The 21,734-nt window shown below is 65.9% G+C and carries 18 protein-coding genes; 8 read left to right on the top strand and 10 right to left on the bottom strand.

Annotated features, from left to right (window positions below):
• The first annotated feature begins 4 nt into the window (after positions 1-4).
• The 3 genes from bcsZ to QFZ94_RS13250 all read left to right on the top strand — a co-directional run bounded on the left by bcsZ (position 5) and on the right by QFZ94_RS13250 (position 8,811).
• The gene (gene bcsZ, locus QFZ94_RS13260; protein WP_429457777.1) at positions 5-1,192 is read left to right on the top strand and encodes a cellulose synthase complex periplasmic endoglucanase BcsZ; all 1,188 of its coding nucleotides are present in this window, start codon (positions 5-7) and stop codon (positions 1,190-1,192) included.
• Positions 1,183-5,829, top strand: a complete 4,647-nt coding sequence (locus QFZ94_RS13255; protein WP_429457391.1) for a cellulose synthase subunit BcsC-related outer membrane protein — start codon at positions 1,183-1,185, stop codon at positions 5,827-5,829. The genes bcsZ and QFZ94_RS13255 overlap by 10 nt, the downstream gene beginning before the upstream one ends.
• Before the next feature lie 321 nt (positions 5,830-6,150).
• On the top strand, positions 6,151-8,811 hold the full coding sequence (locus QFZ94_RS13250; protein WP_429457389.1) for a response regulator: 2,661 nt from the start codon (positions 6,151-6,153) through the stop codon (positions 8,809-8,811).
• Positions 8,812-8,860: 49 nt separating this feature from the next.
• Here QFZ94_RS13250 and QFZ94_RS13245 read toward each other — a convergent pair whose 3' ends face one another.
• From QFZ94_RS13245 to QFZ94_RS13220, 6 genes are read right to left on the bottom strand one after another with little or no spacing between them, the layout of a single operon-like run.
• Positions 8,861-9,925, bottom strand: a complete 1,065-nt coding sequence (locus QFZ94_RS13245) for an NADH:ubiquinone reductase (Na(+)-transporting) subunit F (protein ID WP_429457387.1) — start codon at positions 9,923-9,925, stop codon at positions 8,861-8,863.
• 40 nt (positions 9,926-9,965) lie between these two features.
• Complete coding sequence (locus tag QFZ94_RS13240) at positions 9,966-10,328, bottom strand: phenol hydroxylase subunit P4 (protein WP_410851765.1); 363 nt, start codon at positions 10,326-10,328, stop codon at positions 9,966-9,968.
• A 36-nt stretch (positions 10,329-10,364) separates the two neighbouring features.
• Positions 10,365-11,984, bottom strand: a complete 1,620-nt coding sequence (locus QFZ94_RS13235) for an aromatic/alkene/methane monooxygenase hydroxylase/oxygenase subunit alpha (protein ID WP_429457384.1) — start codon at positions 11,982-11,984, stop codon at positions 10,365-10,367.
• A 32-nt stretch (positions 11,985-12,016) separates the two neighbouring features.
• Positions 12,017-12,289 (bottom strand): MmoB/DmpM family protein, encoded by a 273-nt coding sequence (locus tag QFZ94_RS13230; protein ID WP_129957605.1) that lies wholly within the window; start codon positions 12,287-12,289, stop codon positions 12,017-12,019.
• Entirely contained in the window at positions 12,282-13,328 is a 1,047-nt protein-coding gene (locus QFZ94_RS13225) for an aromatic/alkene monooxygenase hydroxylase subunit beta (RefSeq protein WP_429457382.1), read from the bottom strand. The genes QFZ94_RS13230 and QFZ94_RS13225 overlap by 8 nt, the downstream gene beginning before the upstream one ends.
• A 49-nt stretch (positions 13,329-13,377) precedes the next feature.
• Positions 13,378-13,653 carry a phenol hydroxylase subunit gene (locus QFZ94_RS13220; protein WP_368585784.1) on the bottom strand — a complete coding sequence of 92 codons (276 nt, stop codon included), beginning with the start codon at positions 13,651-13,653 and terminating at the stop codon, positions 13,378-13,380.
• Positions 13,654-14,044: 391 nt separating this feature from the next.
• Between QFZ94_RS13220 and QFZ94_RS13215 the strand changes: the two genes are divergently transcribed.
• The 3 genes from QFZ94_RS13215 (at position 14,045) to QFZ94_RS13205 (ending at position 16,761) form a co-directional block, all read left to right on the top strand.
• Entirely contained in the window at positions 14,045-15,877 is a 1,833-nt protein-coding gene (locus QFZ94_RS13215) for a sigma 54-interacting transcriptional regulator (RefSeq protein WP_429457380.1), read from the top strand.
• A gap of 139 nt (positions 15,878-16,016) precedes the next feature.
• Positions 16,017-16,343, top strand: a complete 327-nt coding sequence (locus QFZ94_RS13210; RefSeq protein WP_429457378.1) for a transposase — start codon at positions 16,017-16,019, stop codon at positions 16,341-16,343.
• 151 nt (positions 16,344-16,494) lie between these two features.
• The gene (locus QFZ94_RS13205) at positions 16,495-16,761 is read left to right on the top strand and encodes a hypothetical protein (RefSeq protein WP_368585787.1); all 267 of its coding nucleotides are present in this window, start codon (positions 16,495-16,497) and stop codon (positions 16,759-16,761) included.
• A 36-nt stretch (positions 16,762-16,797) separates the two neighbouring features.
• On the opposite strand, the gene QFZ94_RS13200 is transcribed toward QFZ94_RS13205, so the two are convergent.
• Genes QFZ94_RS13200 through QFZ94_RS13190 form a run of 3 tightly spaced genes read right to left on the bottom strand, consistent with a single transcriptional unit; the run spans position 16,798 to position 19,195 of the window.
• Entirely contained in the window at positions 16,798-18,168 is a 1,371-nt protein-coding gene (locus QFZ94_RS13200) for an ATP-binding protein (RefSeq protein ID WP_429457376.1), read from the bottom strand.
• Positions 18,165-18,878 (bottom strand): response regulator, encoded by a 714-nt coding sequence (locus tag QFZ94_RS13195; protein ID WP_429457374.1) that lies wholly within the window; start codon positions 18,876-18,878, stop codon positions 18,165-18,167. The genes QFZ94_RS13200 and QFZ94_RS13195 overlap by 4 nt, the downstream gene beginning before the upstream one ends.
• Before the next feature lie 23 nt (positions 18,879-18,901).
• The gene (locus QFZ94_RS13190) at positions 18,902-19,195 is read right to left on the bottom strand and encodes an EF-hand domain-containing protein (RefSeq protein ID WP_368585790.1); all 294 of its coding nucleotides are present in this window, start codon (positions 19,193-19,195) and stop codon (positions 18,902-18,904) included.
• 247 nt (positions 19,196-19,442) lie between these two features.
• On the opposite strand from QFZ94_RS13190, the gene QFZ94_RS13185 reads away from it, so the two are divergent.
• Both QFZ94_RS13185 and QFZ94_RS13180 read left to right on the top strand, forming a co-directional pair.
• A complete protein-coding gene (locus QFZ94_RS13185) occupies positions 19,443-19,778 on the top strand; it encodes a hypothetical protein (RefSeq protein ID WP_429457372.1) in 336 nt (111 codons plus the stop codon).
• Positions 19,779-20,114: 336 nt separating this feature from the next.
• Positions 20,115-20,393, top strand: coding sequence for a hypothetical protein (locus tag QFZ94_RS13180; RefSeq protein ID WP_368585792.1), 279 nt, complete (start codon positions 20,115-20,117; stop codon positions 20,391-20,393).
• On the opposite strand, the gene QFZ94_RS13175 is transcribed toward QFZ94_RS13180, so the two are convergent.
• Positions 20,382-21,632, bottom strand: coding sequence for an arsenic transporter (locus tag QFZ94_RS13175; RefSeq protein ID WP_368585793.1), 1,251 nt, complete (start codon positions 21,630-21,632; stop codon positions 20,382-20,384). The genes QFZ94_RS13180 and QFZ94_RS13175 overlap by 12 nt on opposite strands.
• Positions 21,633-21,734 lie beyond the last annotated feature (102 nt).

Genomic DNA, 21,734 nt, shown 5'->3' with positions numbered 1-21,734 from the left:
TCGTATGCGGTTCCGGATCGACAGAAGGACCTCTTTTGCGCTGGCGCTCGGTATCGGCATCGCGGCGTCGGCGAGTCTTGCGGCTTCGAGCGGCACCGCGCAGGCCGCGCAGAACGCCGCCGCCTGCGGTGACTGGAGCGCGTGGCGAACCTTCGTGCAACGTTTCGTGCAGGCCGACGGCCGCGTGATCGACTACTCGACACCGACCCAGCAGACCACCTCGGAAGGCCAGTCCTACGCGCTCTTTTTCGCGCTGGTCGCCAACGACCGCGCGACCTTCGACAAGCTGCTCGGCTGGACCCGCGCGAATCTCGCGGGCGATCAGTTCGATCCGCAGAACCTGCGCCTGCCCGCATGGCAATGGGGCAAAAAGCCGGACGGCTCGTACGGTGTGCTCGATCCGAATTCGGCATCGGATTCCGATCTCTGGATCGCCTATGACCTGCTGCAAGCCGGCCGCCTGTGGCACAACCCCGCCTACACGCAGCTCGGTCAGGCACTCGCCGAGCGCATCGCGCACGACGAAGTCGCGAACCTGTCCGGTCTCGGGCCGATGCTGCTGCCGGGCGCGCAGGGTTTCAGGAACGGCAGCGTCACGCGTCTGAATCCGAGCTATCTGCCGCTACCGGTGCTGCGCGCGCTCGCGCACGAGGTGCCGGACGGCCCGTGGGCCAAGCTCGCCGACAACGCCTATCAGTTCGTCAAAACCGTCTCGCCACAAGGCTTCGCGCCCGACTGGGCGGCGTGGCAGAACGGCCGGTTCGCGGTCGATCCGAAGAACGGCGATGTCGGCAGCTACGACGCGATTCGCGTCTATCTGTGGGCCGGCCTCGCGTCGCCCGCCGATCCGCTCGCGAAGCCGTGGCTCGGCGCGCTCGGCGGCATGCGCGCGAAGGTCGCGCAGAACGGTTTCCCGCCGGAGAAGGTGTCGTCGACCACCGGCGCGTCGAGCGGCGAAGGCCCGCTCAGCTACTGGGGCGCGCTCGCGCCGTACTTCAAGACGCTGGGCGACGAGCATGGCCTCGGACTCGCGCGCACGCGGCTCGCCGCGCTCGACGCGAGCGTGCCGGGCCGCGAACCGGTGTACTACGATCGTGTGCTGGGTCTGTTCGGCACGGGGTTCATCGATGGCCGCTACCGCTTCGATGAAGCCGGCAGCCTCGTGCCCGCCTGGAGGGCGGCATGCGATTGAACGCTCTCGCCGTGTCGCTGCGCATCGCGCTGTCCGTCGGCGTGGTCTACTGCGTGGCCGCGACCGCGCCCGATGCGCTCGCGCAGGCGAGCAAAGACCCGCTGAGCGTGCTGATCGATCAGGGCAAGTACTGGCAGTCGCATCAGCGCGGCGATCTCGCCGAGCAGGCCTGGCAGAAGGTACTCAGCATCGATCCGAAGCAGCCCGACGCGCTGTTCGGCATGGGCATGGTGCTGGCCGACCGCAAGGACGGCGCCGGCGCGCAGCAATACCTCGCGCGGCTGAAGGCGGCCGCGCCGAACTATCCGAATCTCGATGAGCTCGGCCGCCGGCTGGGCCAGGCCAGCCCGCGCGATCAGACGATCGACGAAGCGCGCCGGCTCGCGCAAGCCGGCCAAAGCGCGAGCGCGGTGCAGGAGTATCAGCGCGCGCTGACCGGCAAGCCCGCCACGCCGCAGTTGCAGCTCGAGTATTACCAGGCGCTGTCGGCGACGCCGCAGGGCTGGGACGAAGCGCGCCGCGGCCTCGAACAGCTCGCGCACGACAACCCGAACGACCCGCGCTTCGCACTCGCGTACGCGCAGCATCTGACCTATCGCGACGTCACGCGGCGCGACGGTATCGCGCGGCTGCAGAAGCTCGCGGGCGACACCTCGGTCGGCGCGGCGGCGAAAAAGAGCTGGCGCCAGGCGCTGCTGTGGCTCGACGCGCGGCCCTCCGACGCCGCGCTGTACGAATCGTTTTTCCAGACCGCCGGTGAAGATGCCGCGGTAAAGGCGCGCTACGAATCGATGGTGCAGCAGGACGCCGCGGCGCGCGCCCGCGCGCAGCAAAACGCCGCCGCCGACGTGCGCGGCCGCGTGATCGCCGAGGGCTTCGCCGCGCTCGACCGCGACGACGTCGTGACCGCGCGCGCCAGGTTCTCGTCGGTGCTCGCAAACAGTCCTAACGATACCGACGCGCTCGGCGGCATGGGCATCGCCGCGCTGAAGCAGGAGCGATTCGCGGACGCGCGCAACTACCTGGAGCGCGCCTCGCGCGGCCCCAATCCGGCGCGCTGGAAAACCGCGCTCGACAGCGCGACCTACTGGACCTACACGAGCGAAGCGATCGGCGCGCGCAGCAACGGCGAGTTCGCGAAGGCGAAGGCGCTGTTCGAGCGCGCGATCGCGCTGAATCCTTCGGACGTGACCGCGCAGGTGCAGCTCGGCGAAATGCTGCTTCAGACCGGCGACCCGGCCGGCGCCGAGCAGGCGTACCGGATGGCGCTGCGCCGCCAGGCCGACAACCCCGACGCGATTCGCGGCCTCGTCGGCGCGCTCGCCGCACAGGGCCGCGCCGACGAAGCGCTGCAATTCGCCAATCAGCTGAACGCGGAGCAACAGGCGAAGGTCGGCGGCATCGACCGTTTGCGCGGCGATGCGCAGGCGGCGCAGGCACGCGCGGCCGAAGCGCGCGGCGACCTCGGCACCGCGCGCAGCCTGTTCGAAGACGCGCTGCTGAACAAGCCCGACGATCCGTGGCTGCGGCTCGACCTCGCGCGCATCTACGTGCGCCAGGGCGCCGTCGCGAATGCGCGCAGCATGATGGACGGCCTGCTCGCCACCCATCCGGACATGACCGATGCGCTGTACGCGAGTGCGCTGCTGTCGGCGGAAACGCAGGACTGGTCGACCGGTCTCGCGCAGCTCGACCGCATTGCGCCCGCGCAGCGCACCGACGCGATGACGACCTTGCAGCATCGGCTGTGGGTGCATCAGCAGGCCGATCTCGCGACGCGCATGGCGAAGAACGGCCAGACGCAGCAGGCCATCGCGACCCTGCGCGCCGCCGAGCCGGTGGCCGGCAACAACCCCGAGCTGATCGGCGTGATCGCCGGCGCGTACCAGCAGGCCGGCGATTCGACCCGCGCGCTGGGTCTCGTGCGCGCCGCGATGAGCGCGGCGCCCGGCAATACCGATCTGCTGCTGCAGTACGCGGGCATTCTGTCCGCGGCAGGCCAGCAGGTCGAGCTCGGCAACGTGATGCGCCAGTTGCAGACCACGCAGCTGACGCCGCAGCAGCGCACCGACTTCGACAACCTGAATCTTGGCATCGTCATCCGGCAGGCCGATGCGGTACGCCTGCGCGGCGATCTCGCAAGCGCCTACGAGGTGATCGCGCCATGGCTCGCCGCGATGCCCGACAACCCCGACCTGCAGGCCGCGCTCGGGCGCATGTACGCGAGCGCGGGCGACGACCGCAACGCGCTCACGAGCTTTCGCGTCGCGCTGCAGCGTCGCCCCGACGACCTGAGCCTGCTGCAGGCGGCGATCTCGGCCGCGGCCGGCTCGAAGCAGTTCAGCTACGCCGAAACGCTCGCGAACCAGGCGCTCGCCCTCGCACCGAACGATCCGGGCGTGCTCGCGACGGTGGGCCGCATGTATCGCGCCCAAGGCAATCTGTCGCTCGCGTCGACCTATCTGCAACGCTCGCTGGTCGCGGCCAATACGCCGCTGGTCGCGAACGCGCCCCGAACCGCAGGCAGCAACGTGCCGCGCGGCTGGGAAGCGGCGATGAGCCAGATCGGCGCGACGCCGCTGCCGGGCACCAATCCCTTCGAAGGCAAGACGGCGATCGCGACTTCGAGCGACACCGACAATGGCGCGCGTCCCGCGCTTCCGTTCCTGAACACGCAGTCTTCCTCGCCGACGCAGACCGTGCCGAACTATCCGCCGCCCCCTCCGCCCGCGCCGTATGTCGCGCCTTATACGGCGCCCGCCGCGACGCCTTATAACGCGCCCGCCGTGCAGCCCGCCCCCGTCGCCGCACCATATGGAGCGCCCCGCTCCGCCGCCGAGGTCGGCGGCTACGGCCAGGAATCCTATGGCTCGAGCCAGTCGGGCACGCCGTTGCAGCCTTATCCGGGGCAAGGCCCAGCGCCGATGCAGCCGATGCCGCAGCAGCAGTACAACGCGGGTTATCCGCAGCCGCAGCCTTATGCGCAGCAGCAGGCGTATCCGCAGCAGCCCTACGGCGCGCAGGACGGCTATGCGGCCACTCCATGGCCGATGTCGCCGGCCGCGCGCGAAGCGCAGGCCAACGCCGCGTCGGCGACGCCGCTGCCATACGGATCGACCCGCACCAGCGCGAAGAAGAACACGAAGAAGAGCACCGCGAAAACGAGCCAGCCGGCGCCGGTCTATGCGCAGCAACCGCCGCCGTATCCGCAGCAACAGGGCTACGCGCAGCCGTATCAGCCGTATCAGCCGTACCCGCAGCAGCAGCCCTATCAACCGCAGCCGCCATACCCGAACCAGGGCTACTACGCGCAGCAGCCGTACATTCCGCAACCGCCGGCCGGCTATGCACAGCCGTACTACCCGCCCGGCGGCAGCGCGCGGAACAACCCGCAGCCGAACGTCGCAAACGCGCAGACGCTCGGCGTCGCCGAGGAGCTTGCGCAGATCAATCGCGAGCAGTCGAGCACCGTGTCGGGCGGCCTGATCTTCCGCAATCGCGTCGGCGAGGACGGCCTGTCGTCGCTGACCGACATCGAGGCGCCGATCCAGGGGCGCATCAAGGCGGGCAACGGTCACGTGGTCGTGACCGCGACCCCGGTCACGCTCGACGCCGGCACCGCGTCGAACAGTACGTCGACGCTCGCGCGCTTCGGCGCGGGGCTTTCGACCGACTCGTCAAAGAACGCCGCGGTAAACGGCACCAACAACTATGGCAGCCAGACCGCGAGCGGCGTGGGATTGTCGGTCGGCTACGACAGCCGCAGCATCAGCGGCGATATCGGCGTGACGCCGATCGGCTTTCGCGAGACCAACATCGTCGGCGGCGCGCAATACAACGGCGGCATCACCGACAAGGTGTCGTACTCGATCGCGGTCGCGCGGCGCGCGGTGACGGACAGCCTGCTGTCGTATGCGGGCGCGCGCGATGCGGCCGCCGGCCTCGAATGGGGCGGCGTCACGTCGACCGGCGCGCGCGCCAGCCTCGCGTGGGACGACGGCACGAGCGGCCTGTACGTGAACGCGTCGTATCAGCACTACATGGGCAACAACGTGCCGAGCAACAACGCGGTCAAGGGCGGCGGCGGCGTCTACACGCGTCTGCTGAAAGACGCCGACCAGACGCTGACGGTCGGCGTGAACACGACGATCATGGGCTACAACCGCAATCTGTCGTTCTTCACGTACGGCCAGGGCGGCTACTTCAGTCCGCAGCAGTACGTGATCCTGAATCTGCCGGTCGAATGGTCGGGCCGCGCAGGCCTGTTTACGTACGACGTGAAAGGCTCGATCGGCGTGCAGCATTACCGCGAGGATGCGTCGAACTACTTCCCATTGAACGACGGCTCGTCGCGCCAGGGCGACGCGGCCGCCGCCGCGCAAGCCCTCGGCAACGGTCTGACCGCCGTCTACCCGGGGCAGAGCAAGACCGGCGTGTCGTATTCGATCAGCGGCGTCGGCGAATATCAGCTCGCGCCGCAGCTCGCGGTCGGGGCAACCGCGTCGTTCGGCAACGCTTATGAATATCGCGAGTGGCTTGCGGCCGTGTACGTGCGCTATAGCTTCAACAAGCAGACCGGTTTGCAGCCGTTCCCGCCGGTGCCGTTGACCTCGCAGTATCTGTCGTTGTCCAACTGACGCCCCACGTTCATTCGCATTGCCTCGCATAGCGCGTACGTCGCGTATCGATCCACGCCGGAAAAGCGGGCGCTTCTTCCGCTTTCGCTGCGCTGCAAACGCGCCTCGCGGTAAATGTTGCCCATGCATCGAACGACGTGCCGAATCGGTACGTTTTCGGACATGGCTGCTTACCTGGCAAAACCCCGAATAGCGTTCTCGAACGCATCAACGGTACGGCGATGTGCCATACAATAATTGCAGCTCGCGAGGCTGTCCGAAGCCCTCGAAGCTTCGGGCCCGAGCCGACCATTTTCGACGTGAATTCAGGTGGAGCGCTGCATGCCTTTTCCGGCAAAAGACTACGGCTGCGCCGGCTGGCGCGGCGAGATGGCGCGACGCATCAGCGAATTCGACTGGCGTGCGACCAGCCTCGGCGCGATCGAAAACTGGCAGCGCAGTCTGAACTCGACGGTCCTGACGATGCTCGCGTCGCCGATGCCGCTCGTGCTGCTGTGGGACGAGCCCGGCTACATGATCTACAACGACGCCTATGCGGTCTTCGCGGGCGGCCGGCATCCGTATCTGCTCGGCCGTCCGGTCGAAGACGGCTGGCCGGAAGTGGCCGACTTCAACCGTCATGTCATGGTCACCTGTCTCGCCGGCGGCACGCTGTCGTATCGCGACAAGGCGCTCGTGCTGCTGCGCGACGGCAAGCCGGAAGACGTGTGGATGGATCTGTACTACAGCCCCGTCGCGGGTGACAGCGGCGCGCCGGCCGGCGTGCTCTCGATGGTCGTCGAAACCACCGGGCGCGTGCTCACCGAGCGCCTGCGCCAGCAAGCCGAAACCGAACTGCACGAGACCAACGAACGCCTGCAGCTTGCGCTGAACACCGGCGCGGTGCTCGGCACCTGGGTGCTCGACGTGCGCACGGGCGAGGTCACCGGCGACGAACGCTTCGCGCGCACCTTTTCATTTGGGCGCGATACAGCGTTGAAAGGCGTCGCGCGGGATGCCGCCACGCAGATCATCCATCCCGACGACCAGGAGCTCAACGACCGCCTGACCGCCGAAGCGATCCGCAGCGGCGAGCCGTTTCGCGCCGAGTACCGGATCCGGCGTCCCGACGGCGGCTATATGTGGGTGCAGGCGAACGGCCGCTGCCAGTTCGACGAACACGGCGAACCCACGCGTTTTCCGGGCGTGCTGATCGACATTCACGAGCGCAAGATCGCCGAACAGCAGCTTCTTCAGCTGACCGAAACACTCGAGCAGCGCGTCGCCGATTCGATCGCGGCGCGCGCGCTCGCCGAGGAGCAGCTGCGCCAGGCGCAGAAGATGGAAGCGATCGGCAGCCTGACGGGCGGCGTCGCGCACGACTTCAACAACGTGCTGCAAGTGATCAACGGCAATCTGCAGATGCTCGCCGCCGACGCCGACGACAACCCCGTCACCCAGCGGCGTCTCTCCGCCGCGACCGATGCCGTCAGACGCGGCGCGAAGCTCGCCGCGCATCTGCTCGCGTTCGCGCGGCGTCAGCCGCTGTCGCCGACCGTGCTGAATCCGCGCCGCCTGCTGACCGGCATGAGCGAAATGCTGCACCGCGCGCTCGGCGAAACGGTGCGGATCGACACGGTGCTCAGCGACGATCTGTGGAACGTGCAGGTCGACCGCAACCAGCTCGAAAACGCGCTGCTCAATCTCGCGATCAATGCACGCGACGCGATGCGCGCCGACGGTGTGCTCACCGTGCGCGCGACCAACCGCACGCTCGACGCCGCGTTCTGCCGCGGCAAACCCGACCTGTCGCCCGGCGAATACGTGGAGTTCTCGGTTGCCGACACCGGTTCGGGGATGCCGCCCGAAGTGCTGCAACACGTGTTCGAACCGTTCTTCACGACCAAGCCCGACGGCCACGGCACCGGCCTTGGCCTGTCCATGGTGTTCGGCTTCGCGCGTCAAAGCGGCGGACAGGTGTCGATAGAAAGCCAGGTGGGACGCGGCACGACGGTGTCGCTGTTCTTTCCGCGCTGCTGCGAGGCGGAGACGCCGGAGACCGTCGACGGCACCGCGGCGTCGGTCGGCGGCGGCGAAACGATACTCGTCGTCGAGGACGATGCCGACGTGCGGCTGACCGCGGTCGAAATGCTCGCGCAGCTCGGCTATAAGGTGCTGACCGCATCGAACGGCGACGCGGCGCTCGAGTTTATCGACAGCGACATGCCGATCGATCTGCTGTTTACCGACGTCGTGATGCCCGGCAAGCTGAAGAGCGTCGAGCTCGCGCAACGCGCGGCCGCGCGCATGCCGCCTCTGCCCACGCTGTTCACATCGGGCTATACGCGCGACGAAATCGTCCACCACGGCAAGCTCGACGCGGGTATCACGCTGCTATCGAAGCCGTACCGGCGCGACGATCTCGCCCGCATGGTGCGCAACGTTCTACGTGCGGGCGCCGCCAGCGCGGACCGCGCGGCCGAGATGCGAGAAGCGGGTATCGCCGCATGCGTTCCGCCCGCGGCGTACGAAGCCGTCAACACGTACGGCGTCACGAAGGCACCGCAGAAAACGTCGAAAAAAGAGCCGAAGAAAAAGCCGCCAAAGGCGACCCAGCCGCGCGCGGCCCAGGAAGCCGCACGCGTGCTGTTCGTCGAGGACGACAGCGAATCGCGCGAGGCGCTTGGCGAACTGCTCGGCGCGCTAGGTCTCGCGTGCACCGCGGTCGCGAGCGCGGAAGCAGCGCTGCCGCTCGCGACCGCGCAACGCTACGACGTGCTGTTGACCGACCTCACGCTGCCCGGTATGTCCGGCGACGAACTCGCGCGCGCCGTGCGGCAAGTGCAGCCCGCAATCCGCGTGCTGCTGGTGTCGGGCTACGGTCGCAGCGCGGAGATCGGGGCGGCGATTCCGGGTGCGCGGCTGCTCGGCAAGCCGCTCGATATCGCGCAGTTGCGGCACGAGTTCGCGCAATGGCTCGATCACACCGAAGCGACGTCCTGATCTAAATACCGAACCTCTGCCGCCGCGGCGTAGGTGTCTTCATGATGCTTCAGATCGACCGGAATAACGGGCTTTTCGCGAGCGCTTCGGCGCCGTCCGCATTGCTGAGGAATTTCTCCGTGTAGATGTCGCGCTCGAACAACTGCCCCTGCATCAGCGCGCGGATCGACGCTTCGATCATCACCGGCGGTCCGCACAGATACGCCTTGTGGCCACGAAAATCGCCGCCGAAATGCGCCTTCGCGGCCTCGTGGACGAAGCCGCGAAAACCCTCCCATGCACTGCCTTCGGCCTCGTTCGACAGCGCCGGCACATAGGTGAAGTTCGCGTGCCGCTCGGCAAGCTCGGCGAACTCGTCGTGGTAGTACAGTTCCGCGCGATCGCGCGCGCCGTACACCAGCGTGATCGGCCGCGTGTCGCCCTGTTCGAGCAGATCGAGCAGCATCGAACGCGGACTCGACAATCCCGAGCCGCCCGCGATCAGGATCACGGGCTGCGGGTCCGACGCACGCACGAAGAAGCGGCCGAACGGACCGCTGAAACGCAGCGCGTCGCCGGGCTTCAGCGCTTCGTGAAGATAGCCGGTGCCTTTGCCGCCCGGCACGCGCCGCACGTTCAGTTCGATCAGCGTCGACGAACCCGGTTTGCCGGCGAGCGAAAACGCGCGCGGCGTGTCCTCGCCGGGAATGTGCACGTTCACGTACTGCCCCGCCTGAAACTCGATGCCGTCGCCGTCCAGTTCGACGAAGATGCCCTTGATCGTCGGCGTCAGATCGATGCTGTCCTTCACGCGGCCGGTGAAATCGCGGACCGGGAAGTGGCGCGCGTCGGCGTCCTCGTCGATATCGGCTTCGATCGTCAGATCCGATTGGGCGGTCGCGCAGCACCCGAGGCACTTGCGTTCGTCGCGCTCGAAATCCATCAACGCGAACGGCGACGCATTGCCGTGCTCGATCTCGCCGTCGACCACCTGCACCTTGCAGGTCGCGCACAAACCGTGGCAGCACGCGTGCGGCAGCCAGACGCCGGCGCGCAGGCAGGCGTCGAGAATGGTCTGTTCCTCGGCGATCTCGATCGTATGGCCGATCGGCTCGATGGTTAGCTGGTAGCTCATGTCAGCGTCTCCTGTTTCTCTGATCCGGTGAACCCGCGGCCTAGCTGCACGATCCGCGAATGCCGGTCAGACCCGGCGTGCGAAAACGGATCAGCGCCTTGTGACGCAAGCCGTTTTCTTCGAGCGTCCGATCGAACACGGGCGTAAAGCGCTCGTTCGAGCGGAACCATTCGATATCGTCGAGCATCACCTTCTCCCAGTCGGGATGCGCGGAATAGATGCCGGGCAGCACGTCGTTCGCGAGCGTCGCGAACGTCATTGTCGGCGGCACCGGAATGCAATGCGGCGCACAGAACATCAAATGATCTTCCCAGCCGATGAACAGCAGCCGGTTGCCGTGGAAGTTCTCCTCCCGGTCTTTCACTTCGCCCGTGTAGCCTTCTCTGAGCGCGATAACTGACATGGTGTGTCTCCTTGGTATTCGGTTGGCGTGGGCGAATCACGCAGCCTGCGCGGCCGGCGTGCTTTGCGATGCGGTATCGGTCGCGCTTTCCTTGGTCCCTTCGCCGCCGTGACTCGGCTTGCCGGTCCAGCGCAGCCAGTTCTTCCTGTCGGGCGAATCCTCGAATTCGTGGCCGTCCGCGCCGACGTTGATGTGGTAATAGCGCAGCACTTCGGCGAGCGGATCGAAATCGGCGGCGCTCGGGTCCGCGTCTTTCTCGAAGCAGTTGCCCTGATAGATCTGATGCACCGGCAACCAGGCCTGAACGTATTTCTCCGGCTCGTTGTCGAAGATGTCCTTGCAGCCGTCCGAGCAGAAGTGATACTTGTTGCCGAGATAGTCGCTTTCGCGGTAGCAGGTTTTGGTCGGATCGTCGGGCTCGGTGAAGGCCATCGGGACCTGGCAGACCTGGCACAACATCGGCAGCGTGTTGTTGTAGAAGCGCTTGCCCGCTTGCTGCTGCTCGCGCCAGTACTCGAAGCGCGGACGATACAGCCTGTCGAACGTCGCCGGATACTTTTCGGCGAGCCAGTTCATTTCGTCATCCGACGGAATCCATGTGTGCATCGCCGCCGCGTGCGTGTAGTTGTAGAAGATGCCCCACGCCTCGTGTGAAATGCGATCCTTCTCCTTCGACGCGACCTCGTGATACCTCGGCATGCGAATGCCGTAGCGTTCGAGGTCGTGAAACAGCGCGCCGCCGTTCTTCTCGAAGTAGGTTTCCCATGCTTCCTGCCACGACATGATCCGCTTCGGCAGCATGTAGTCCATCATCATCGCGACGAGCGTCAGCAGCCGGTAGCCGCGCCAGAACCATTTGTCGATCCACTTCTGGATGATCGGCACGTTGCCCGGGTCCTGTTCGAGCAGGAACTTCACCACTTCGAGTCCGAGCGTCATATGGCGCGATTCGTCGGACTGCGCGGAGAAGCCGAACGTCACCGTCGCCATGTCGCCGTTGAAGGCGGCACCCGACATAAACGGCATGAACAGCAGATTGGTCAGCACGTATTCGAACGAGAACGAGATCGCGGTAACGAACTCGAACGGGCCGGCGCTCATCGCGTCTTCGAAATACGACTTCGGCACCGACAGATACCAGACCCGGTCGTGCATGTGCTTGAAGTCGTGAAAGCCGTTGAAGAACTTGTTGTAATGGCTGATCGTATGAACCTGTGTCTGCGCGTGACGCAGCTCGTCGATCGCCTGCATCTGACACGCGATACGCGCGCCGGCGGCGCGAAAGTTGCGGCCGGCCAGCGCGAAGCCGCGGTGCGCCGCATATTCGAGCGGACTCACGCCGGTCAGGAACAGCTTCAGCGCGTTGATATAGCGCGGGTCCGTCACGTTGAACTGGCCGTTGTTCTGCTGGAACGCGTCGATGATCGCGTACAGCTTGCGTTCCTTTTCACCCTGATATTTCCAGTAGGCGTCCATCGTCAGACGGAACGGGTCTTCCCATTTGTCCCAGTCGTGGACCTTGATGCCTTCGAAACGGTCGTATGGAAAGACCTCGTCCATCCGCTGATAGGTCGTGTCCCAGCCAAGGCCGCGCGTCAGCATCGCGTAGTTTTCCTTGATGCTCAGTTTTTTCGGCGTCGTATTCGTGGTGCTCATCGTGCGTCTCCCATGCGATTGATCGCGGCCGCTCAGGCCTTCCATTCGAGAATGAATTCGTCGTCGGTCTCGTCGATGTTGCCGCCGAGCGAAATAAGATTGAGTTGCAGCTCGCGCAGATCGAAGTCGCGGCCGATGCGCTCCTCGATCGACTCACGCCGGATCACGAGCCGACCGACCGCGTCGATCTTGACCATCGCCGGAAACGCGTTGACGACGGCGTGCGGGTTGTCCGCCTCGATCGCCTCGATGATCGGGCGCGAGTCGTCGTTGGCCTGAAACGCGATGAATACGGAATCAGCCATGTTTGGCCTCCCCGGTTTGCTGTTCTGCGTGCTCCGCCACGAGCGGCACGCCCTGCTTCCGCATGCGCGCATCGAACGCCTGGGTGATATCGGCGAACGCCGCTTCGGCTTCGTCCGCGCCGAGCGCTTCCAACGCCAGCGGGCACAGCGCATCGAGCACGCGCGAGCGCCACTGCGCGATCCACCGGCCTAGCAGCACAGCGTTATCCGTCGACTCCGCCACCGCGGTCTTCAACGTCGCATCGACCCAGCGGCTCGTTTCGTCGTACCAGGTGCTCGCGAACTCGTTCAACATGCCGATTGCCGCGCCGTAGTCGCGCGACAGACGCTGGTCGATATGCCGATACACGAGCGGATACAGCAGACCATCGAGCACGACGTTCTGCGCGACGAAGGTTTCGAACCAGTCCTGCACGACCATCATGTCCTCGACCAGCCGGCGCAGGGCCTGCCACAGCGGATCGTCGAGCCAATGCGCCTTGCCAACGACCAGTGACGCGCCCGAATTGCCATCGAGCAGCAGACCGATACGCGACAGGTACTGCGCGATGCCGAGCCGGTCCATCGCATGAAACATCGTCGCCTGCGTGATCGCGGTGCCCCAGCCGTAACCGGTCACGAAGCAGTTGTTGGTATTGGCCGCCCATTCGATATGGCGCAGCGGCACCATCAGCGCGGCGATCCGCGCTCTCGCGTCGTCGGGCAAGTCGGCGAGCAGACGCCGCCGCGTGACGAACTCGATGTTCTTTTCCATCGCATCCTGCTGCCGGGCGCGCGCGATCGTGTACGCGCCGTAGTAGTACTGGCGCGGGTCCTTGAACGCGTACCAGTCGTTCATGCGGATCGCCGTGCGGCCTTTGTCGTAGAGCGCGAAGTCCGGCTGCCACAGCGGGCGATAATGAAAGTTGTCTTCGGGCTGCAGCTCCAGCGTCGCTTCCTGATAGCGCGACGCCGGTTTGTCTGCGCCGAGCCTTCTCGCGACGTGCGAGAAAGTCTGGCGGATCTGCTGAACCGAGGACGTCTTGATGTCGATCTGCATGCGGTGTCTCCTTGTCTGTTATGCGGGGCCTTCGACGGTCATGCGCGCTTCATTCGCTGACACCCGGCTCGCCGTAGCGCCACTTCAGTTGTTCGAGATCGAGCGCCGCGGCTTCGTCGTCGCTCAATTGGCACACGCGATGATTCGCGCAAAAAGACGCGAAGTCGTGAGCGCTCATCACGAGCTCGACGCTCAGGCCAGGATCGCCAATCGAAAAATCGAACTCGACGAAACCGTCGTCGCGCTGCTCGCGCACGCGGACATAGCGCCGCGTGACGTCGAAGGGTCGCGAGACCGGTTCGGCGTGGGGTGTATGCGAGGGCATCAGTGTCTCCAGATGGTTTTGCGTTATCCGTCACTGCACGTTTTGGTTCAAATCGGCGGCAGCGCGCCTATTAACGCAACTGCTATGCCAACGAACCCGGAAAGACCGCGCTCCGTGCGGCGAAAGGCGCACAATCCCTTGTGAATCAATGCCCAAACATAGAGCGGCGATTCGCGCGGCGCAGGCGCGGCGAAACGCGCGCGGGCGCGGGCTCAATCAAATGATCGAAACGGCCGCTTGCACGCGTTGCGCAACCGATCAATTCGTTATCAGGGAACACCCGGAGGCGCTCGTCGCGCGATTCGCGATACAGCACCGCGCGTGGCATTGCATACTGACGGCCGGCATTTGCCGGCAATCCACATAGACAAGCAGTTGGAGACGAATTGAGATGGCCACCCGAAGCAAGCCCGCGGCGAGCCCGCGCATGTCGATGGTCTCGCCCAAGGGCGACTGTGTGGACAGCCTGCGCTATCCAGACATCGCGGACCTGATGTCCCGGCTGCACTTCGCGCCCGGCGACGGGCGCATCTGGCTCGGCGATCAGCGCATGCTGCTCGTGCACACGGGCTCGGTCGGCGTGATGCGTCGCGAGCTGATCGACAGTCTCGGTATCGACGCGGCGCGCGGCCTGCTCACGCGCATGGGCTACAACTCGGGTGCACGCGACGCCGAACTCGCGCGCAAGGCGCGTCCGGATAGTTCGATTACCGAAATGTTCGCGGTCGGCCCGCAATTGCACATGCTCGAAGGCATGACCGTGGTCGAGCCGGTGCGGCTCGAAATCGACGTCGAGAAAGGCCAGTACTACGGCGAGTTCATCTGGAAGAACTGCGCGGAAGACGAGGAGCACATCCGTATCTACGGAATCGGTGCGGAGCCCGTGTGCTGGACGCAGATCGGTTATGCGTCGGGCTATACGAGCGTGTTCATTGGACGCCCGGTCATCTATCGCGAGGTCGAGTGCCGCGCGCTCGGGCAATCGCAATGCCGGATCGTCGGCAAGCCGGTCGAGGAATGGGGCGACGAAGCCGCCGACGATCTGCGCTTCATGCAGGCGCAGTCCTTCACGCAGGGGCTGTCGGCCGCGGCGGTCAAACGTGAGGCCAGGCACGCCCCAGCCGTCGCCCTGCTCGGCGGCACCCCGCCGCCCACGCCGACCGCATTCGGCGACGACAACATGGTCGGTGCGTCGCCCGGTTTCAATGCCGTCTGCCATATGATCCGGCGCGTCGCGAACACGCGCGCGACCGTGCTGTTTCTCGGCGAGAGCGGCGTCGGCAAGGAAGTATGCGCGCGTACGCTGCATCGGATCAGCGCATGCAGCGACGGTCCGTTCGTCGCGGTCAATTGCGCGGCGATCCCGGAGGCGCTGGTCGAGTCGGAGCTGTTCGGCGTCGAGCGCGGCGGCTTTACCGATGCGACACACAGCCGGCCGGGCCGCTTCGAACGTGCCGACGGCGGCACGCTGTTTCTCGACGAGATCGGCATTCTGAGCCTGACCGCGCAGGGCAAGCTGCTGCGCGCGTTGCAGGAAGGCGAGATCGAACGGGTCGGCGATACGCAGACGCGCCGCGTCAACGTGCGTGTGATCGCGGCGACGAACCTCGACCTGAAGGACGAGATTCGCGCCGGACGCTTCAGGGAAGATCTGTATTTCAGGCTCAACGTGTTTCCGATTCGCGTGCCGTCGCTGCGCGAGCGGCGCGAGGACTTGCCGGTGCTGCTCAATCACATGCTGCACAAATACCGCGAACGTCACGGGCGCGACGTGACCGGCTTCACCGGCCGCGCGCTCGATGCGCTATTGAGCTACGGCTGGCCCGGCAATATCCGCGAGATGGAGAACCTGGTCGAGCGCGGCGTGATTCTCGCGCCGGACGGCGGGGCGATCGACATCGGCCACCTGTTCACGAGCGGCGAAACCATCGACGCGCAGATGTTCGGCCTCGGCACCAACGGCTCGCTGATGCCGTCGGGCTCGCTGCTCGATCAGCAGGCGGGCGGCAGCGGCGAAGCGGAACGCGTTGTCAGAAAAGTGAACGATCTGCTGATGGGCGCGAGCGGCGACATCGATCCGACCTCGCTCGACGATATCGAAACCGCACTGCTGAAAAGCGCGGTGCAGCGCGCGCAGGGCAATTTGTCGGCGGCCGCGCGCACGCTGGGGATTACGCGGCCGCAGCTGGTTTATCGGCTGAAGAGTCGCGGGCTGCGGGTGTAGGCCGCCGAATGCAACGCTAGCATCATCGGAGGCGAAGCAATTGGCGGTTCAGCGGGCCAAACCACGCGTAAATCCGGAATTAGAAGGAACCGCCCAAACCGTAAGATCGCCGGGAACCGGTCAGTTAGGCGTTGGCGGCATGTTAGATCTTCCTCTTTCCGATGACGCGTGGGCGCGCATCAGTCATCTGTTCCAGCAGGACCCGAAGAAACGTTTGGGCCGGCCCGCGCGTCCTCCGCGCGAGATTCTGGACGCGATTCTGTGGATCGTCACGCGCAACGAGAAATGGCATCGGCTGCCCGGCACGTTTCCGCCGTCGCAGACGTGCTACATCAGGTGGCTGCAATGGCGCCGCACCGGCTTGATGAGCGCGATTCTCGACGAGCTGGGCCTGAGCGCTTGCGCGCTCGCATCGGCATCGTGCGCGGACGCGGCGCCTTCGGCGGGGCCGCAAGCCGACGCCTGAAATCGTGGCCTGGAATGGCATATATTGTGGGTAAGGATGGGTACCCGCGACGGCGCGGCCAACTGCATCAGCCGTGCGCGCGGGTATGATGCCGGGCGCGGTATCCACCGCGGCCGCTTCCGATGCCGCATCTTTTGCCACGAGAACCATCATGCCTGCCCAACACGACGAAGCACCCGGCGCTCACGACACGAACAACAAGCCGAAGCGCAAGACGCTGTCCCTGTCCGTGCGCAATCTCCTGATGGTCGCCATTGGCGTGGCGATGTTCGCGATCGTGTCGGGCGTCGTGCTGTACAACCCGATCATGTACGGCGACGAGATCCCGAACTTCGGCATCATCCTGATGCTGACCGTGCCGGTGATCGCGGGCGTCGCGTTTCGCGTTGGGCTCGACGCGTGGCTCGATCGCGAGTGAGCGGCAACAACACCGCACCCTCCCTCCGTTGCGCGGTTATGCCGCCTTGACCGGCAATACGACCCACACTTCGAGGCCGCCCCCTTCGCGCGGATGAAACTGCAGGCCGCCGCCATGCAGCCGTGCGATCCGCTCGACGATCGACAGCCCCAGCCCCGTGCCGCCGCTGTGCGCACGCGCATTGCGGCCGCGCTGGAACGGCGCCTTCAGCTTTTCCAGTTCCTCTGCCGTCAAACCCTTGCCGCGATCGGCGACCGCGACGGTCACCGTGTCCTGCTTCGCCCACGTGCGTACTGCAAGCCCGCTGCCGCCGTAGACGATCGCGTTCTGCATCAGGTTCATCAGCAGCCGCATCATGCTGACCGGCCGATAGGGAACCGCCGGCAAACTGCCCAGCGACAGTTCGAACTCGTGCCCGAGCCCAGCGAAGTCGCCCGCGAGCCGTTCGATCAGCGCATTCAGATCGCCGGGCTGCGCTTCCTCGCGCTCGCCGCTGCCCGCGTAGTCCATGAACTGCTGCAGGATCGTCTCGATCTGATCCAGATACGATTCGGCGGCGATCACGAAGCTGCTGTCGGCCCCCTGCGGCATCGCCATCGCCATCGACAGGCGCAGCTTCGTCAACGGCGTACGGATGTCGTGCGAGATGCCCGCGAGCATCAACGCACGCGTCGCTTCGGCGTCCTGTAACGCGCGCGTCATCTGATTGAAAGCGCTGCCCACGGCGGCGATTTCTGCGGGGCCGTCGGTCGGCAGCGGCGCGGGCAGATCGCCGGCGCTTACGCGCCGCGCTGCTTGCGTGAGCTCGTGCAAGGGTTCGTTCAGATGCAGCTGGATCGCATAGCCGGCGAGCGCGGCGAGCACGCCGAGACCCAACGACAGAAAGATCGCCGCTTCGAGGCCGCTGCCCTGCGCGTCCTCGGGAACCGGCAGCGCAATCCAGTACGGCGCGCTCGCCAAACCCGCCGCGTTGCCGGCGCCGGCAAGCGATCCATGCATGCGAATCCACAGCCGCTGAGCGCCCTCGGTCTGCCAGCGTGCGGGCATATCCGCGGGCAGGTGCTTCTGCAGGCTGTCGATGAACACGCCGCGCTGATAGGTGCGATACGCGTGCAACAGATCGTGCGGCGGCGTGTCGGTCGCTTCGGGCGGCAACTGCTCGCGCGCGTCGAGACGCGCGGTCAGCGCCGCGCGCGAGGCGGGCGGAGTGGCCGCGAGCAGGTTGTCGAGCGTCGTCACGTAGGTCGCGAACACGGCCGCCGCGCGCTCGACGCGCGGCCGCTGCACGTAATGCAGCAGCACGACGATCGAGCAGATCTGGCTCAGCATCACGAGCGCGATCAACAGCGCGATGTTGCGCGCGAGCAGCGTGCGCGGCAGCAGCCTGCGTGACAGTGAGCGCATCATGATTCCACATCGGCGACGAGCATATAGCCGACGCCCCAGACGGTACGAATGAAACGCGGCTTCGACGGGTCGTCCTCGACGATCTGCCTCAGCCGCAGCACCTGCACGTCGATGCTGCGATCGAGCGCGTCATGGTCGCGCCCTCGCGCTCGCGCGAGCAGATTGTCGCGGCTCACCGCGCGATTCGGCGACGACGCGAGCGCGACCAGCAGCAGCATCTGCGCGGAATGAATCTCGAGCGGCTCACCCGCGCGCGATAGCTCCTGCTTGCCGACGTCGAGCGTGAAGTCGCCGAAACGCACGCGCTGCGAGGTCACCGTGACGTCGCCGGCGGCCATCTTCTGGCGGCGCAGCAGCGCGTTGATTCGCGCCACCAGCTCGCGCGGCAGGAACGGTTTCACGAGGTAGTCGTCGGCGCCGGTTTCGAGGCCGGTCACGCGATCGAGCGGATCGCCCTTCGCGGTCAGCATCAGGATCGGCAAGGTCTGCCCTTGCGCGCGCAGCTTCGCGCAGATCTCCAGGCCGTCCTCTTCGCCGATCATCAGATCGAGGATCAGCAGATCGAACGGCTCGCGCTCCAGGTAGCGGTTCAGACGCTTGCCGTCTTCGGCCGCGCGCACGTCGAAACCGTGACCGCGCAGGAAGCGCAGCAGCATGTTGCGCAGCTCGGCTTCGTCGTCGAGCACGATGATCCTGGCGGGGCGTTCCATTCGAATGCTCCTGTCCGAGCCGCTCAGTGTGCGGCGCCGCGTTCCTGCATGAACGCCTCGATCTGCGGCAGCGTGATGTAGCCGGCCTTCTGCGTGTCGATCTCATCGAAATGACGCGCGAGCATCGGCATGCCGGCCGCCGCCTGGTCGCGGGTCAGCTTGCCGTCGTGCGTGGTGTTCGCGGTTGAAAAGCGCATCTGCAACTGCTGCTCCATGCGCTCCATGCGCTGCTGGCTGATACCTTGCGGCGCGGCGGCCTGAGCGAACGTGACGGTGGACGCGCAGCACAGCAGCACGGTGGCGAGCAACTTCTTCATGACTGACTCCTTCGGTTGGAACATCGACCGTCGCCTGGCTGGGTGCCGCGATCCGTTTCGATGACAGGCCGAATTCTTGGTCAGACGCCGCGCGATCGCAATTCAAGAATCGTGTCGAATCATGTCACGGCGCCGGGTGCCGGTGCAGCGTGACATCGAATGAAATGAGTTTGCGGTTTCGTTTCGCGGGCCTGCTGCGTATCGTTCCGTCTGCCGTCCGTCGGCTTTCCCGCATCAGGAGTCCCAAATGAGTATCCGCCTCGCCTGTGCCTCGACTTTCACCGCCATCGGTCTCGCCTGTTCTTCCGCTGCCTACGCGAGAGTCGTCGTGTATCTGCCGGCCGCCGTGGTCTACGCGCCGCCGCCGCGGCCGGTCTACTACCCGGTGCCGATCAATCCCGTGTACGTGTCGGCGCCGCCTGTCGCCGTTCCGGTGGCGGCCGCGACCATCGTCGCGGCGCCGCCCGTACAACCGGCGAACGCCTCAGCCGCCGCTGCGGTCGTGCCGCCCGCGCCCAACTATGCGGTGGTGCCCGCACCGACGGTCAGCTATGCGCAACCGCTGGTGATCGTGCCGCATTGAAAATGCGTTCAGGGTCCTCGCGCGGGCGGTTCCGATCGCCCACGGCCGGGCCACGCCGTTGACTCAGCATAGGACACGCGCCTGGCGCGCACGCCTGGTGAATTCCCGTTGTCTGGTTGAAAGGTAGAGCGCCGCCGCGGCGCGTGGGGCGTCGCGCGTAAAGCTTGCATGGAGTTTGCCGCTTCTTACCATCGCGCAGCGCGCGAGGCGCGCGCCCGATCTGGCGCTTCGCGCCGTCACGGCTGATTTTGACTAGATTATGGCGGGATGGAACGGAGCTTGCTCCCTTTTTAGGTTCGCGCGCCTCTATCCCCAATCTTTTCCTGGACCTTTGCGATGAGTTACCAAGATATCGACAGGGAAATTGCCCACCTCGAAGTCGTTTTCAATGCGCTTTCAGCGCGCGACCGCTTTCCGCTGTCGTACTGGCATCGCCGGCTGCATGCGTTGAACCGGTCGTCGATGGTGCCCGCGCAACGTCAGCGCGTCGCTCACCTCGAAGCGAGGCTGCGCTCGGTCGGCGCGCAACTGGACCAGCTCGCCGGCGCGACACGCGTCGGCTCCCGCGCGAGCCCGCGGATCGAGGGCCGGTCCGGCGTCCCGTCAGCCCGTTAGAATCCGTGCCCCAAGCGCCAGCACGAGCGCGGGCACCATCACCAGCACGCCGACCTTCAGGAACTTCATGAAGCCGACGTCTTCGCCTTCGCGGCGAATCGCGTTGAGCCACAGAATGGTCGCGAGCGAGCCGCTGATCGACAGGTTCGGGCCGAGGTCGACGCCGATCAGGAACGCGTCGATCACCCGTTCCGGGCTCTGCGCCTGCATCACGGTCGAACTCGCGATCAGTCCGGACGGCAGGTTGTTGATCAGATTGCTGAGCGCCGCGATGCTCGTGCCAGCCCACGCGGCCGCTTCCATTTCGTTGTGTTCGGTCGCGCGCCGCAGCGCACCCGCGAACGTGCTGATCACGCCGGTGTGATCGAGCATCTCGACCAGCACGAACAGCCCGGCGACGAGCGGCAACACGTTCCACGAAATTTCGCGGATCATCGGCAGCGGTGATTTGCGCTCCTTGATCAGCACGACGAGCGCGGTCAGCGTGCCGAGGATCGCGGTGGGCATGCCGAGCTGGATGTCGTACGCGGAGACCGTCAGCAGCGCGCCGGCCGTCACCGCGATGCCCGCGAGGGCGACCTTGCCGCTTGCCGACAGCTCGACCGCGTCGAGATTCGCCTCGCAGACGCCAGCGAGCGCGTCGCGTTGCGTCCAGCGCAGCATCACGAAGGTCGCGCCGATCGACAGCACCGACGGCAGCGCGAAGCGCAGCATCCACGGTCCCAGCGGCGGCGTGTGATTGCCGTACAGCACGATGTTGGCCGGATTCGAAATCGGCAGCACGAAGCTCGCCGCATTGGCGACGAACGCGCAGACGAACAGCAGCGGCAGCGGCGGCGTCTTCGCTTTCTTCGCCGCCGCGAACACGGCGGGTGTCAGCACGACGGCGGTGGCGTCGTTGGAAAGAAACGCGGTGATCACCACGCCGAACAGATACACGAGCACGAACAGCTTGCGCGGCGAACTGCGCGCATGATTGACCGCGAGCACCGCGACCCAGTCGAACAGCCCTTCGCGGCGGCCGACTTCGGAGAGCAGCATCATGCCGATCAGGAACAGATAGACGTCGGTGCCCTTGCCGATCGCTTCGATCGCGAGATGCAAGGGCAACAGGCCGAGCACGACGAGCAGCACCGCGCCCGCGACGGCCCACACGGCTTCGGGCCATTTGAACGGCCGGGTGATCACCCCGGCGGTGGCGAGCACGGCAATGCCCCAGGAAAGAAAAACAGGATTCACAGCTTGAGCCCTGACAATGGGTTGGGTCGATGGCCGCGCAAAGCACGCGCAACCTTGTTATTTCGGCGCAACAAGTTACCACAGCGGTTGTCGCAGCAACCG

The organism is Paraburkholderia sp. JPY465, from assembly GCF_050436725.1.
Classification (GTDB): domain Bacteria; phylum Pseudomonadota; class Gammaproteobacteria; order Burkholderiales; family Burkholderiaceae; genus Paraburkholderia; species Paraburkholderia youngii.
Note: the sequence above shows the minus strand (reverse complement) of the source record. Positions and strands in the feature narration are given on the sequence as shown.